The organism is Candidatus Aegiribacteria sp. (assembly GCA_021108005.1).
GTDB lineage: Bacteria > Fermentibacterota > Fermentibacteria > Fermentibacterales > JCC-6 > Aegiribacteria.
In genome coordinates, this window is record JAIORS010000063.1 from 15737 (window position 1) to 30243 (window position 14507).

Consider the following 14507-nt stretch of genomic DNA (forward strand, 5'->3'; position numbering starts at 1 on the left):
ATATCTCAATTGTAATCGCGGCGTTCAACGAAGAGGAGAGCCTTCCGGAACTTGTGAAGGAAATATCCGAATGCATGCAGAACAGAATTCATGAAGTTATCATCATCGATGACGGCAGCACTGATAACACCTGGGAACGAATCTGCCAGCTGTCTTCGGATTTCCCGGTAACAGGATTAAGGTTCAGCAGTAACAGAGGAAAGGCTGCCGCCCTGGCTGCGGGATTCAATGAATCACGAGGTGAATTTGTAGCTACTCTTGATGCTGACCTTCAGGATGATCCACTTGAAATACCCGGAATAATTGATCTGATGATTAAAGAGGGCTTCGATCTTGTTAGTGGATGGAAAAAGGACCGTAAGGATCCTCTCGGAAAAACAGTACCCTCAAAGTTCTTCAATTTAACCGTCAGGCTGGCTACAGGCGTAAAACTTCACGATTTCAACTGCGGATTAAAGGTTTACAGAAGGAAAGTCATCGAAAACCTGGAACTCTACGGAGAAATGCACAGGTATACTCCCGTGCTGGCAGCTCAGCAAGGCTTTTCGATAGGTGAAAAGATTGTAAATCACAGACAACGTAAATATGGACAAACCAAGTACGGACTTGCCCGCTTTTTCAGGGGATATTCAGATCTTCTGACTGTACTTTTCTTACACAGGTACTCTTACCGTCCCCTCCATTTCTTCGGGGGCATCGGAACAGTACTGGCTCTGATTGGACTTGGTATTTCAGCGTATCTTACAGTAGTCTGGTTCGGTGGTGAGTCAATAGGAAGAAGACCCCTTCTGCTTCTTGGTGTTCTCCTTCTTGTTGTAGGTTTTCAGTTCATTTCACTGGGCCTTCTTGGTGAAATGCTTCTGAAATTGTCCAGAAGGAAATCATTCGACATTCTGGAGAGAACCAAACCCAAATCGGAAGAAGAATGAAGACAGGAGTCGTAGGACCATTCCCCCCCTACCGCGGTGGAATTGCCCAGTTTTCCATGCGGCTTCTTGAAACCCTGAAGTATAACTTTCCCGAACATGATTTTATTCCGATATCGTACAGAAAACTTTATCCGTCCATGCTGTTCCCCGGAACGTCACAGCTCGAACCGGAAACCGAACATAACGGTGATGAAATAATCAGTTTAATCGATTCATGTAATCCTTTCAGGTGGATGTCATCCAGAGATTACTTCAAGAAATCCGAATTCGACAACCTGATAATTCAATGGTGGCATCCTTTCTTTGCGCCATCGGTTCTTGCTTCAATTCCCAGTTCAATTCCGTCCGCGGCTATTTGTCACAATGTTATTCCCCATGAATCCTTTCCGTTTGCCGGAAAACTGTCAAGGAATTTCCTTGACAGAATGAAGCTTGCTGTTGTTCACAGCGAAACGGATCTGGAAAAAGCTGCATCCCTTGACCTGAATGCAGAGCTTCTCAAACTCTACCATCCTGTTTACGATCAGTACAATAATCCTGAAGTCACCAGGGAATATTCAAGAAAGAAACTTGGTTACTCGGAAACTGAGCGTTTGATTCTTTTCTTCGGTCTTGTGCGACCATACAAGGGTATTCAGGATCTTGTAAGGTCGATGAGTTCCCTTCCGAATGATATATCTCTTCTTATTGTTGGTGAATGCTACGCAGACAAACGTGAAATAACCTCAGTCATTTCCTCTCTCAAGCTTTCACATAGAATAAAATGGATCGATGAGTTCGTTCCAGATGACGATATCGCCATGTATTTCAATGCAGCTGATATTGTTACCCTCCCTTACCGCAGCGCTACTCAAAGCGGTGTGGCACAAATAGCTCTCTCCTTCGGCAGGATTCTTGTTCTTACCGATACCGGTGGATTGTCAGAACTTGTTGATCCTGGTTCCACAGGCTTCCTTGCTCAACCCTGGTCACCATCAAGCCTGGCAGAATCCATACTCGCCGCTTTTGAACTTGCTTCCGATCCTGATACAAAAAGCAGGATAAGACTGAAGGCTTCCTCATTCAGCTGGGAAACGTATGCTGAAGAACTTGTGAAAAAGCTGCAATGAGGATATTCATTACCGGAGCAGGTGGATTTATTGGATCATGCATCGCGGAATATCTTTCGATAAGAGGGTATGAAACTGTTAGTTACAACAGATCAAAGCATGGAAATCTTTCTCTGGATGGGATACCTGAAGATATCGATGTAATCGTTAACTCAGCAGGTCGACTAGGAACTCCTGGCGTTAATAGTAACGAGTTAACGCTATCCAACACAGCCCTTCCGAAAACACTTGCCGACTACTGTTCGCGTAAGGATACTCATTTAATACATATCAGTACACCCGGTGTTGCAGGCCTTTCAGCGAACGGTTCGGAGGATTCGGAATACGATCCCTGGGGCGAATATGAATCTTCAAAAATGAAGGGTGAAATATACCTGCGTAAACACGAGGATCTGCCCGCTGACCAACTGACAGTTCTTCGCCCTGATTTCGTTTACGGACCTGGTGATTTTCACAAACTTGCCTTGTTCGAACAGGTTTCAAAAGGATGGATGCCCCTTATCGGAAGAAACGGCGCTAAAATCAGACCTACATTTGCAGGAGATGTCTGCCGGGCAGTGGAGTCTTCTCTTCCCGGAGGTATACTGAACGGCGGGCTTTTTAACATAGCTGGTCCGGAAATCGTCACTGTCAGGGAACTGTGCAGTGAGATCGCATCGGCTCTGGGGCAATCTTTAAAAATCGTACCTCTGCCGAAAATGTTCTTCAGAATGGTTCTTAAGCTGGGGAAACTGTGTCCAGACGCGCTTTCAGAAAGCAGGTTCCAACTCTTCGGCAAAGATCACTACGTATCGACCGAAAAGGCAGAGAAGGCTGATTTCCATACAGAATGGAATCTTAAAAAAGGTATAAGTGAAACAGTTTCATGGTATCTGAACAACGGAGTTCTACGCTAATGAACTCTACCAAGAAAAAAGCCTGGATAAAATGGCTTATGAGAACCGGTATTCTGCTTCTAATCACTGCTGCCGCATGGATTATTATTGTCAACGGCGAGAACTGGCTTGAACAGATAAACAAATTCAGCTGGCAACCTGTCTGGCTTTTAATATGTACCTCCACCCTCTTTCTTGTAATATCCTACTTCCTTATACCTGCAGGATGGATAATTCTCTCACACCGCGCGGGAAGCACTGTCAGTTCAAGAGAACTTCGAGCTGCATGGTTCTTGTCGCAGCTCGGCCGGTATGTACCCGGAAAAGTATGGCTGTTCGCCGGCAGAGTTGCCTTCCTGAAATCACGAGGTCTAACCGGATACAGAGCCACAAGTGTTCCATTTCTTGAACTGCTGTACACAGTTGCTGGAGCAGGCCTTGCCGCAGTGATACCGGTTGTGGTTTCCAGAAGCGATGTATTTTCGCATTCTGGTTTGAAGTATGCAGTACTTGCGGCGGGAATTTCACTTCTGGTGATTCCATTTCTCACCCCCATTCAGAAGTGGCTGTACAGGCTGAAGTATGGGCGCGTTCCTCAGGAATTGCCGTTACCCGGATTAATCGGTTCCATCAAGCTCCTTCTCATCTATTCTGCCATATCCTGGCTTCGGGGACTGGCTCTTTTTCTCTGGTTGAAAGGCTTCGGCATATCAGATGTGAGTTTTCTTCTTTGCTGCGCAGCTGTTCCTCTGTCATGGCTTGCCGGTTATATCGTATTTGTCGTTCCCGGCGGGATTGGTGTTAAGGAGGCGGCTACGGTAGCCCTCCTCGCTCCTTCAGGCGCAACGGGCCCTGTTCTTGCTGTCATAACCGGACAGCGTTTGATATCATCTATTATTGAAGTATCTTTGGCTCTTGTTTCTACAAGAACAGTAAAAATCTTTGGAAAAGAAAAATAATCATTAAAGGACTTCGTGATGAAAGATAATCCTCAAAAAGCGTCTCTTAGCAAGCAGGAACGTGCATTCTTTGATCAACGGGCAAACTTATATGACAAGGTCATTATAAGCACGTCACCTGTAGGTATGGATCGCATTAAACGCAGGGCTCGATCGATTACTCAAGGTGCGGAACTGAAAAAGGGGATGACCGTTTTAGAACTCGGTTGCGGCACTGGAGAATACACAAAAGAATTCGCTGAAAAACAAGTTCAACTGGTTTCCCTGGACATTTCACCGGAAATGATAAGAGTAGCCAGATCCAAGACAGATAGCGGTGTGCAATTTGTCGTCAGCAACGCTGAACAGCTCCCTTTTAAAGAGGGTGTTTTCGATTCCGTAATAGGCAACGCTATTCTCCACCATTTTCCTGATTTATGTATGGCCTTGCAGGAAGTAAGGAGAACTAAAACACAACAGGCAAGAATTGTATTCAGGGAGCCAAATCTGTATAACCCCGCAAAGTTTTTTGCGTTCGGCATCCCGATACTGCGGATTTTCAGGAAAAACCGCTGGTCACCGTCGGAGAAAGTATTCTCCCGTTCGTTTATCAAGAAACTACTCAAGGAGACCGGATACTCCGTGCTGGATATTGAGTATGCCGGATTAGTTGGTTCCAAATGCCCGATCCCAATTACCAGATTCTTGTACCGGATAGAGAGACGGTTCTCAAAAACTCCTGTTTTAAACGCGCTTATGGGCTCCATGATCATCCAAGCTAAATAATCTTGAATCGATCGACTTGTTTCCGGAGAATCACTCAGCATAGAAATATCGTGCTTTCAACAGTCATTGGTATTTTCTCGAGAATTCCAGCCGGTGAACCTGACACTGTGCTTGCTGTCATAACAGGAAAGCATTTGATATCATCCATTATTGAAGTATCTTCTGTTTTTGTTTCTACTCGAATAGTAAGACTCTTCGGAGAGGGGTAACTATTTTGATTTCATTTCCGAAAAGAACCGGATTTCTGCTTTTTCTAATTCCTGCAGTACTAATAACCTATTCAACTGTCTTTACATCAGGAAGGTTGCCGGGCGGGGAACTCAGCGACACGGTAAATCAGGGATACTCCTTCTTTACATTCACTACTGAATCTCTTCAGGATGGCAGTCTCCCCCACTGGAATCCATATATATTCTGTGGTATTCCATTCTACTCTTCGTTTTCCGCTCCTGTTTTCTATCCCATTCGTGGTCTGCTTCTGCTGATCACAGGTCTAGAAGGCATGATTCGTTTTCTCTTCCCTATTCAAATGCTTCTTGGCGGAATATTTGCATGGCTTTTTCTTGGATCAATCGGAGTAAGCAGGTGGGGCAGAATCGTCGGCTCTATTGCTTTTGCGGTAACAGCCTGGTCGAACACATTGTTCTACGCGGGACATGGAAGTAAGATAATCTGCTGGAGTTTTCTACCGCTTCTATTGTATTCATGTGAAAAGTGGATGCAGACTAGAAGGGGAAAATACATCGCTATCGGTGGGATGGCTCTTGGTATGCAGACCCTGGCCAGCCATCCTCAGATGGTTCTCTATTCTGTGGGAGCAGCTTTTATCTGGCTCGGATTCCGTGCTTTCTCAAGTAAAGGCACCGTTGGGAAGAACCTTGGAAGTGCTGTATTGGGAATAGTGATTGTAGTACTTCTTGCAGTAGCAATCGGAGCAATTCAGTTGCTGCCGGGATACAATTTTTCAAAGTATTCCTCAAGGGCTGATGATCTATCTTACGAACAGGCCTCGAGTTATTCTCTCCCTCCGGAAGAAACGTTTACGATGCTGTTCCCACATCTTTTCGGCTACAGGCACGGATTTCCGGATAGTACATTTTCCGGTGTTCCTCTGTATTTTGGCAGGCTTGGTTTGCGATTAAGCAGTGAATTCACAGGCGTCCTGGTCTTTCTACTGGCATCTGCTGCATTTCTGGGTTCCTCAAAAAAGTACAGATGGCCTTTGCTGGCTATCATGGTGACAGGACTGCTCATATCATGGGGCGGTTATACTCCGTTCTTGGGAGTACTCCACAAGATCATTCCGCTTTTCCGCAAACTGAGAGCTCCGCATATGGCCGCATTCCTTACGACTTCCGCTATAGCGCTGGCTGCGGGCCCCGGTTTCGATTCTATCTTCCATAATGAAAATTTCCCCAGAAAGAAGTTCATGATCGGAATTTCCGTTTTTGCAGGCATATGCGTATTTATCTTCCTCCTCGCTGATTCTGTACTGCCCGGTCTGCAATCAGGCTGGTGGTCCAGAATGGGAAACCCCTCGGCTTCAGGATACGCTTCCCTGGTACATAGAAGAGTTGATATCGCTTCTCCAGATTTTCTGAAAGCTGCCGCTGCTGCCCTGGTGCTGGCAGGTTTTATCTATTTCAGAAACAAAAAATTAGTAAGCCTTGTGATACCTGGTACACTCCTTTCAATTCTGATCGCCGCTGAAATAATACCGCTGGACAAGGATTTTCAGATCTACCTTGATGAAACAAGGGTTGATGATCTTGTTGAACATGACAATGATCTTTTCGCACTTACAGGATCCGGAAGGCTCCTCATGGGTGGAAACGAATTCGTTCCATCCCATATCAGATCGGTAGGTGGTTATCATGCGGCAAAAACCGCTATTGCGGCAGATCTTCAATCCATTATCTCAACTGGCGGTATCATAGCAGCCCGACAGACGGCGTTTACCGTTCTTCAGACACAGGATGGCTATCTTACATATCCACAGTTCAGAGATTATCTGATAGAACAGACTTCTTCTTCAGATCCATCATACGTTGACACACTCGAAGCTCTGCTTCCCGCGGAACAGCTTCCGAGGGTATGGTTTGCTGAATCCTGGGTAGAACTATCTGAAGATCAGTGTCTTAATCTTCTGTCGGGCGGCATCGATCCTCAAAAGATTACTATACTGTACGAAAGTTCTGAACTGCCCGAAATGCTTAACACAGCGGAAGCGGAAGCAATAATAGTAATCGATGAGCCTCAAAAGATTACAATTCGGACTGATAATCCGGAGGATGGTCTACTTGTTCTCGCCGACACGTGGTATCCAAGATGGCGTGTATTCATAGATGAAGAACCAGCTTCAATGATGCAGGCAAATCACTGGCAGCGGGGAGTTGTTGTACCTTCAGGACTGCATGAAGTAGAATTCAGGTTCGATTCATCCGATGTTAACACAGGTCTTGTTATATCAATCGCGGGTTTACTGTCCGCTCTTCTTATCGTAGCACTTGATATAAAATCCGGAAGACAAAAGAAGAAAGCAGCAGAATGACAAGAGACCGTAAAAGGCTGTTCCATATACTCTCAACCTGGGGAGGTGTAATCCTCCTGATAGCAGCCATTCTGTATTTCACACTGAATCTGTGGCCAAGGTGGCAGCCGGGAATCATTCGTTTCTGGGAAACTTCAAGGGAGAGTGCCAGTCTGCCTATGATAGTGCTTTCATTCATTTCGTTGATGCTTGGTTACTATTTCGCTCCAGCGCCCTGGCGAAAGATACTTGAGGCGCTGAAGATCCCTAAAATCGATAAGGGAGAAGTAAGAAGGAACTGGTACATCACTCAGATGGGACAGTACGTTCCGGGCAAACTCTGGATGGTCGTTGGAAGGATGACTTTCCTTAAGGCAAAGGGTATTGGACCTGTAAAAGCCATCACAGCATTTATCCTTGAGAATATCTATATGATGGTAGCCCTGACAATAATGGCTTTGATAGGTCTTCCATTTCTGGGTCTGGCAAATGTGCCTGTTCCAGTTGTAATCGCCCTATGGGTTTCAGCCGGTCTTGGGATTATCATGATGTTCGCTCCGAAAATACAGAAAGCTCTGACCCATAAACTGAGTCATCGATTTGGCACGGACATCGATACATTACCTCACATCTCACATAAGGACCAGGCTATATTCATTGGTTATCATCTGCTTTCGTGGGGTCTTCGCAGCATGGCCCTCTACTTCTGGTTCCGCGGTTTCGGAGTGCGGCCCGAGCAACCTTTCGCAATGATAGCTATCTGTATGCTGGCTGCACCCGTTTCCTGGTTCATTGCCCTGGCAATGGTCTTCATCCCTGGAGGGATTGGTATCAGAGAGGGTGTTCAGGGAATCCTTCTTTCAGGTTTCGTCCATGGTGGGGTGGAAGTCGCTACAGTAATAGCACTTGGGCAAAGGCTTATGCTGATGGTAGTGGAAGGGCTCTACGCGCTTCAGGGAATAATATACGGTTCTCTCCGCCGCAGATTCACCAAATCCATGAATCATATAGAGCAGATCTTCCACCTTGCGGGAAGCGTTATCAGGAGTAAGCTGGCTATGTACGGTCTGGCCAAGGCACCAAATCCTGTGAACGTAACTTTTTCTGTCACAAGGCGATGTCAATCAAGATGCAAAACTTGTTACATCTGGAAGCATGACTCCGATGATGACCTTGATATCAGTACTATTGAAAGGCTTTTCCGTTCTATAGGCTGGACTTACTTCTTCAACGTTTCGGGAGGAGAACCGTTTCTAAGGGATGATCTGCCAGATATTATTAAGTATGCCTGCAGATTCATGACTCCAGCAGTTATTCACATACCAACAAATGCTATAGCAACAGACAGAGTAATACGGATGACAAATGAGATTCTTGATGTGATTGACAAAGAAGCCCCTGGAACTGTGCTAACGATAAAGCCCTCCTTTGACGGTATAGGAAAACTTCATGATGAAATAAGAGGCGTTCCGGGCAATTTTGAAAAACTGCTTGATACGGTAGAGCGGCTCAAACAAATGCAGAAAACACACAGTAATCTCCATGTTGGAGTGGGTACCGTAATATCCAGATTCAATGCCCATCATCTTGTAGAGATAATTGAATACTCGAAGAATATGGGAGTTGATTCCTACATCAATGAAATCGCTGAGGAGAGGGAGGAATTCTTCAACCTGGGCTCAGGCATCACACCGGACGGTAACAGTTATGGAAAGATTATGGATGTCTTTAAGAATTCAGTAATGGAAAAAATGAAAGACATGAAACTTCTGCCCAGAATCACGACGGCGATGAGGGTTGTTTATTATGACCTTGTTGTTCAGATACTTAATGAAAAAAAGCAGGTAATTCCCTGCTCGGCAGGATTGATGAATGTTCATATCAACTCCGATGGAGGTATCTGGCCCTGTGCTGTCCTTGCATACAGGGGTCAGATGGGGAAACTTGATGGTAATACTGATTTCCAGGACATCTGGAATTCAAAGAGAGCAAAGGAAATAAGAAAGTCAATCAGGCGTGGTGAATGCGCCTGCCCTTTGGCCAATCAGGCTTATTCGAACATTCTGCTCCATCCGCCCAGCCTTTTCAAGGCCCTCTGGATCGCCTTCCGGGGCCGGGGTCGGGGTCGGGGTTGGACGTAACTTCTGGTCACTTACCAAATAGAGATTTCTTTAATAATTTGACTATCACTAAATATTTCTTTTCCATTACTTATTGCTTTTCTTATTCCCGACCTGCTCATTCTAAGAATACCGGAGCAATCGCTCTGACTTAATCCAAAATGATTTGATAATACCCATGCAATTAGAGCTCTTGAATCCGACAACTCGGGATTTCTTGTATTTCCCTGGATCATTTCAGCTGAAAATCCCCAATTGTCTTCAATCCAGGCGAATAGTCTTGTAATTCTATCGTGAGTATCCTCTCGATCTCTTGCAATCCGATTCCCTTCCTGCTTTATCCAGTTCATAGTTCTCACAGCAAATTCTTTATTTCCCAAGACTCTACAGTTACCTTTCAGGCCGTCACATCGACTTTCCGATGTTGTGCTGCAGATTCCCTTCCTTCCAAGTGAGTAAGTCCCAAGAACCATCGTTTCGAGCGTTTTATTACTCGTTTTTTCACTAATACATTTCAAATAGTTGGAGATAGAATCACCTCTTTCAGATCCGAACTTGGACAAGACATACATGCTATTGAACCATGGCTCTTTACGAACTCCCATAATTGAACCATGACCGCACCATCTATACTCCTCTAATCCGTTGATATTCTTAACAATACCGGCTTTTAGGGGATTCAAATGAATGTATTTGACTAATTGAATAAAATATGTTTCTTCCTGTACAAGTATTGACTTAAACCGTCCTTGGAATACATGTCCTTTTCGATCATTACGTAGATTGTAAGAAACAGCAAATCCAGTAAGTAAGCACTGCATGAATTTGTATATCGGTTCGCTACCAGTACGTACTAAAAGGTGGAGATGATTAGGCATAACTGCCCATGCGTATATACTTACGTGCAATTCAGGTACAAGTTCTGCAAGTCTTCCTGTCAAATCAAACTTGTCTGATTCGCTTTGAAAGACTGCTTTTCCATCAATACCTCGAACCATTATATGGTGCAAGGCACCTTTCCAATCGGGGCGTGTTTTTCTTGCCATTCTGTTTATAGTGTATGCTTAATTGCAACAACTTTCAAGGGGCACAAATCTGGTATAGGTTAATGTATGTCGGTTTAATCGGTGTTATTGAATTTCATAAGTGACCAGAAGTTACGTCCGACCCCGTGAGCGGAGGAGGCTCAGGATAGTGGAAGGGGATGAAGGCGGGAGATCGCCGGCATTGAGTACGATGTCTACACCTGCGATTATGCTATGGGGGATAGCTGATACACTACACGAAGAATCTTCGCCCGCATAATTGGCACTTGTGGAGACCAGTGGCACACCACAGCGTTTTAAGAGTTGTCCGCTCAATGGATCGGCAGGATGACGGAGTGCCACAGTGTTATCCTCTCCCCTTACCCATTTCGGGCATTGCTCGGATGCTGGTAAAACAAGGGTCAGCTTTCCAGGCCACCGGCATCCCATTATCCCGATAACTTCAGGATCGCTGCAATCCGCAACCGTTTCAACCATGGCTGTGGTATCAACAAGAAGAATAAAGGGCCTTTGACTCGCGTAACCCTTGATCTTAGCAAGCCTCTTCACAGAATCCCTTTTATCGGCACGACATAGTATTCCGTAAACAGTATCGGAAGGGTAAAGGATCACTCCTCCGGAGAGAAGGAGTGAAACTGCTTTCTCAACGACTTCCTCTTCAGGATCTGAGATATCTACGGACAGTTCAGTTGCTTTCACCAGTTACGTAATTTCCTCAGTTTTGCTTCAACAGCATCATCTTCCAGCGCCAGAATCTGAGCAGCAAGGTATGCGGCATTCATAGCTCCGTGCGATCCTATGGCAACTGTTGCAACCGGAATGCCCTTAGGCATCTGAACGGTTGAAAGAAGTGAATCCATTCCATTCAGCGGTCCCGCAGCAAGAGGTACTCCTATGACCGGTAGAATTGTGTGAGCCGCAATAGCTCCGGCAAGATGAGCGGCAAGGCCAGCACCTGCAATCAGGACCTTCAAACCTCTCTCGGAAGCTGTAGAGGCATATTTCTTCACCCTGTCAGGCGTTCTGTGCGCTGACATCACATTGACCTCATAGGGAATACCAAGATCCTCAAGGATCCCTGCCGTCCGTGTCATAACCTCTCTATCGCTTTCACTGCCCATAACTATTCCTACAAGCATTAGACTGTCCTTCCAATATCTTTTCTGAAATGTTTCTTTTCGAAATCAATCTTCTCAAGCTCCCGGTAGGTTTTATCAAGAGCATCGTCCAGCGAATCTCCCATGGCAACCACACTGAGCACTCTTCCACCACTGGTTACAATCCTATCATCTGTCTTCCTTGTTCCCGCATGAAATACAGCAGCGTCTTTAATATTGTTCAATCCAAAAATAGGAATATCCTTATCGTACGATGATGGATATCCACCAGAAGCCATCACAACACAGGCACAGTAGCCATCCTTGACTGGGACTTCTCTCGGAAGTGATCCTCCTCGGGCAGCAGTATCAAGAAGACTCGCAAGATCAATTTCAATCATGGGAAGCACTACCTGAGTCTCAGGATCAGCAAAACGAACATTGAATTCAATCACTTTCAGGCCTTCGTTCGTAATCATCAAACCAGCGTAGAGAACCCCTCTGTAATCCATACCCCTTGAAGCCAGCTCTTTCAGTACAGGGAGGATAATTTCCTCTCTGGCTTTTTCGCAAAAACCATCTTCAATTTCAGGCGGTGGACAAATCGCTCCCATTCCTCCTGTATTCGGACCTGAATCTCCATCGCCGAGTCGCTTGTGATCTCTGCTCGGAGGAAGAATGACGCAATCAGTTCCGTTGCAGATGGCGAGTATGCTTACTTCCTTACCCTCAAGCCTCTCTTCTATGACAACACGCTGACCAGCCTCACCAAACCTGCCTCCGAAAAGTGAATCAAGGATGGAGCATGCTTCATCAGATTCATCAGGTAGAAACACTCCTTTACCCGCTGCCAGACCGTCAGCCTTTATTACAAATTCTTTTACATCTTTACCCATGTACTTCATAGCAGAGCCTGTGTCCGTGAAAACCTTACAGCGTGCTGTAGGCACGCCTGCGGAATGCATGATATCCTTCGCGAACCATTTACTACCCTCAAGTCGGGAAGCATCCTTTCCCGGGCCAAAGCAGGGAATTCCTTCCTTTCTCAGTTCATCAGCGAGCCCGGTTACAAGAGGTGCTTCCGGGCCAACTACAACAAGGTCAGCCTCTTCTCTTCTGGCGAGATCGACAAGGCCACATATATCATTGGCTTCCACAGGAAACAGTTCCCCAATTTCTGCCATTCCCGGATTACCCGGTGCACATATCAGGGAATGATTACCTGACCTTGATAATGCCCATGTAAGCGCATGTTCTCTGCCTCCACTTCCGATAACCAGAATTCTCACTTTTCCTCCCTGGAATGGTAAACATGGCTCTCGGCGGGAAACTCTCCGTCAATGACCTCCTGCGAGAATTTCTTCAGAGCTTCAAGGATCATGCAGTCCATCTGTGCGTATTTCTTGAGAAACTTTGGCTTGAACTTGCCAGATAGACCAAGCATGTCGTTCACTACAAGTATCTGTCCATCGGTATACCTGCCGGCACCTATACCAATGGTGGGAACCTTGAGTTTCCCGGTAAGCTCTCGTGCAAGTTCCTCTTCAATACACTCAAACACGATTGAGAATGCACCTGCCTGCTGCAGGGAAAGGGCTTCTTCGAATAGCTCATCACGTTTGTCGCTGTATACAACCTTGTAACCTCCAGTTTTCCCGATTGACTGTGGAAGTAATCCCACATGCCCCATAACAGGTATTCCTGAATCGATGATAGCCTTCACTCGGGATACAGATCGATTGTTGCCCCCCTCGAGTTTGACAGCGTCAGCTCCGCCCTCAGAGATAAATCTCACCGCGTTCTTTACAGCCTGGGTATCGGAGTTCTCATAAGATCCGAATGGCATATCACCTACAACGAGTGTGTTGGCGGCTCCCCTTGAAACAGCCTTTGTATGGGCAATCATGACATCAATATCCGCGCCGATAGTAGTTTCTTCACCAAATACAACCATTGCCATGGAATCACCTACAAGTATAAAATCTACTCCTGCTTCCTCTTCAAGCCTGGCGGTCATGTAATCGTATGCGGTAAGAGACACTATCTTCTCGCCCCTGCTTTTCTTCATCTCAAGTAAATTGATATCCTTTTTCATTTTAATGGCTCCTTAACCTTAACAGAGCTATTCGATGCCAGGCGGCTGTCTGGAATCAGCCATTTGTAAACGACCAGGTAGGATACTATCGCGTAGGCCAAACCGGCAACCACATCAATAATATAATGCTCCGCGCCGTACGATATTTCAAAACAAATACCGACAACTACTATTGCAAACCACAAGGCTTTCCATCGAAATTCACGGAAAGCTATCATTAATACCAGTATCGGTACTCCGGCATGAAGCGAAGGCATCGCACCCCTTGGGCTGGGGCTGAAAGCGGAAATTATTCCACCTGGAGCGATTTCGCCGAGAGCTCTGATTGTTATCCTTTCCACATGTGGTATCATGTTTTCAAGCGAAGCCATCCATGGAGGTGTAAGGGGAAATAGAACATAGGTCGCATAACCTGCAAGAGAAATGAGTGTCATTGCAACGGTCGCCCTCTTCATCCTTTCCGCTCCCTTTCTGAAGATGAGTATCAGTGGAAATACGATCGGGATGAAGAATAGTGAAGAATGAAATACGGCGAAAACATAATCGAACCATGATATACAACCCTGATATAGATGTTCCTGAAGCCAGACCACAGGAAGTTCTCCGAACAGTTTACTTTCAAAGGCTATAATGCCAGCACCATGGTATTCCTGAAAATTCGATGAGACCACGAACTGCAGCTGCCAGTACGAAAACATGAGCAGCGGATAGAATATCCACGGTCTCAGTACTCCGGGCAGCTTTTTCCATCTGTACAGGAAATAGAACAGTATGAAAGAGAGAAGAGGAACTGGAACCCTCGGAACAAGCCTTACAATGGGAACAATCAGCAGGATTGCAGTGTAAACTGTAAAAAATAGAAGGATCAAACGGTAGTTTCTGTCTTTTACAGAAGAGTATATCGTTCTGAACGAAAACAATTTAATACCTTCCGCAAACTTAGTATTAACATGGATAAAAAAGTGGGGGGGCCATATCCCTG

The 14507-nt window shown here is 45.6% G+C and carries 13 protein-coding genes; 7 read left to right on the forward strand and 6 right to left on the reverse strand.

Going from position 1 to position 14507, the window contains the following annotated elements; all coding sequences use genetic code 11:
* Positions 1–2 precede the first annotated feature (2 nt).
* The 7 genes from K8S15_03805 to K8S15_03835 all read left to right on the forward strand — a co-directional run bounded on the left by K8S15_03805 (position 3) and on the right by K8S15_03835 (position 9308).
* Entirely contained in the window at positions 3–929 is a 927-nt protein-coding gene (locus K8S15_03805; protein ID MCD4775158.1) for a glycosyltransferase family 2 protein, read from the forward strand.
* Entirely contained in the window at positions 926–2038 is a 1113-nt protein-coding gene (locus K8S15_03810) for a glycosyltransferase (GenBank protein ID MCD4775159.1), read from the forward strand. Before K8S15_03805 ends, K8S15_03810 begins: the two co-directional genes overlap by 4 nt.
* Positions 2035–2934 (forward strand): NAD(P)-dependent oxidoreductase, encoded by a 900-nt coding sequence (locus tag K8S15_03815; protein MCD4775160.1) that lies wholly within the window; start codon positions 2035–2037, stop codon positions 2932–2934. Before K8S15_03810 ends, K8S15_03815 begins: the two co-directional genes overlap by 4 nt.
* Complete coding sequence (locus K8S15_03820) at positions 2934–3872, forward strand: hypothetical protein (protein MCD4775161.1); 939 nt, start codon at positions 2934–2936, stop codon at positions 3870–3872. The genes K8S15_03815 and K8S15_03820 overlap by 1 nt, the downstream gene beginning before the upstream one ends.
* A 15-nt stretch (positions 3873–3887) precedes the next feature.
* Positions 3888–4637, forward strand: coding sequence for a methyltransferase domain-containing protein (locus tag K8S15_03825; protein MCD4775162.1), 750 nt, complete (start codon positions 3888–3890; stop codon positions 4635–4637).
* 214 nt (positions 4638–4851) lie between these two features.
* Complete coding sequence (locus tag K8S15_03830; protein ID MCD4775163.1) at positions 4852–7188, forward strand: hypothetical protein; 2337 nt, start codon at positions 4852–4854, stop codon at positions 7186–7188.
* Positions 7185–9308 (forward strand): lysylphosphatidylglycerol synthase domain-containing protein, encoded by a 2124-nt coding sequence (locus K8S15_03835; protein MCD4775164.1) that lies wholly within the window; start codon positions 7185–7187, stop codon positions 9306–9308. The genes K8S15_03830 and K8S15_03835 overlap by 4 nt, the downstream gene beginning before the upstream one ends.
* An 11-nt stretch (positions 9309–9319) precedes the next feature.
* Here the strand turns inward: K8S15_03835 and K8S15_03840 are convergent, their stop codons facing one another.
* From K8S15_03840 to K8S15_03865, 6 genes are all read right to left on the reverse strand, one after another.
* A complete protein-coding gene (locus K8S15_03840) occupies positions 9320–10333 on the reverse strand; it encodes a transposase (protein ID MCD4775165.1) in 1014 nt (337 codons plus the stop codon).
* 111 nt (positions 10334–10444) lie between these two features.
* Entirely contained in the window at positions 10445–11032 is a 588-nt protein-coding gene (locus K8S15_03845; protein MCD4775166.1) for a threonylcarbamoyl-AMP synthase, read from the reverse strand.
* Entirely contained in the window at positions 11029–11472 is a 444-nt protein-coding gene (gene purE, locus K8S15_03850; GenBank protein ID MCD4775167.1) for a 5-(carboxyamino)imidazole ribonucleotide mutase, read from the reverse strand. Before purE ends, K8S15_03845 begins: the two co-directional genes overlap by 4 nt.
* A complete protein-coding gene (gene purD / locus K8S15_03855; protein ID MCD4775168.1) occupies positions 11472–12719 on the reverse strand; it encodes a phosphoribosylamine--glycine ligase in 1248 nt (415 codons plus the stop codon). Before purD ends, purE begins: the two co-directional genes overlap by 1 nt.
* Positions 12716–13525: a 3-methyl-2-oxobutanoate hydroxymethyltransferase gene (gene panB / locus K8S15_03860; GenBank protein MCD4775169.1), complete on the reverse strand. Its 810-nt coding sequence runs from the start codon at positions 13523–13525 to the stop codon at positions 12716–12718. The genes purD and panB overlap by 4 nt, the downstream gene beginning before the upstream one ends.
* Positions 13522–14445 (reverse strand): phosphatase PAP2 family protein, encoded by a 924-nt coding sequence (locus K8S15_03865; protein MCD4775170.1) that lies wholly within the window; start codon positions 14443–14445, stop codon positions 13522–13524. Before K8S15_03865 ends, panB begins: the two co-directional genes overlap by 4 nt.
* Positions 14446–14507 lie beyond the last annotated feature (62 nt).

What these genes read in the sequence shown, in the direction of transcription:
- K8S15_03810 (MCD4775159.1), top strand. Translation starts at nt 926, where the DNA reads ATGAAGACAGGAGTCGTAGGACCATTCCCCCCCTACCGCGGTGGAATT.
- K8S15_03815 (MCD4775160.1), top strand. Translation starts at nt 2,035, where the DNA reads ATGAGGATATTCATTACCGGAGCAGGTGGATTTATTGGATCATGCATC.
- K8S15_03820 (MCD4775161.1), top strand. Translation starts at nt 2,934, where the DNA reads ATGAACTCTACCAAGAAAAAAGCCTGGATAAAATGGCTTATGAGAACC.
- K8S15_03835 (MCD4775164.1), top strand. Translation starts at nt 7,185, where the DNA reads ATGACAAGAGACCGTAAAAGGCTGTTCCATATACTCTCAACCTGGGGA.
- K8S15_03840 (MCD4775165.1), bottom strand. Translation starts at nt 10,333, where the DNA reads ATGGCAAGAAAAACACGCCCCGATTGGAAAGGTGCCTTGCACCATATA.
- purE (MCD4775167.1), bottom strand. Translation starts at nt 11,472, where the DNA reads ATGCTTGTAGGAATAGTTATGGGCAGTGAAAGCGATAGAGAGGTTATG.
- panB (MCD4775169.1), bottom strand. Translation starts at nt 13,525, where the DNA reads ATGAAAAAGGATATCAATTTACTTGAGATGAAGAAAAGCAGGGGCGAG.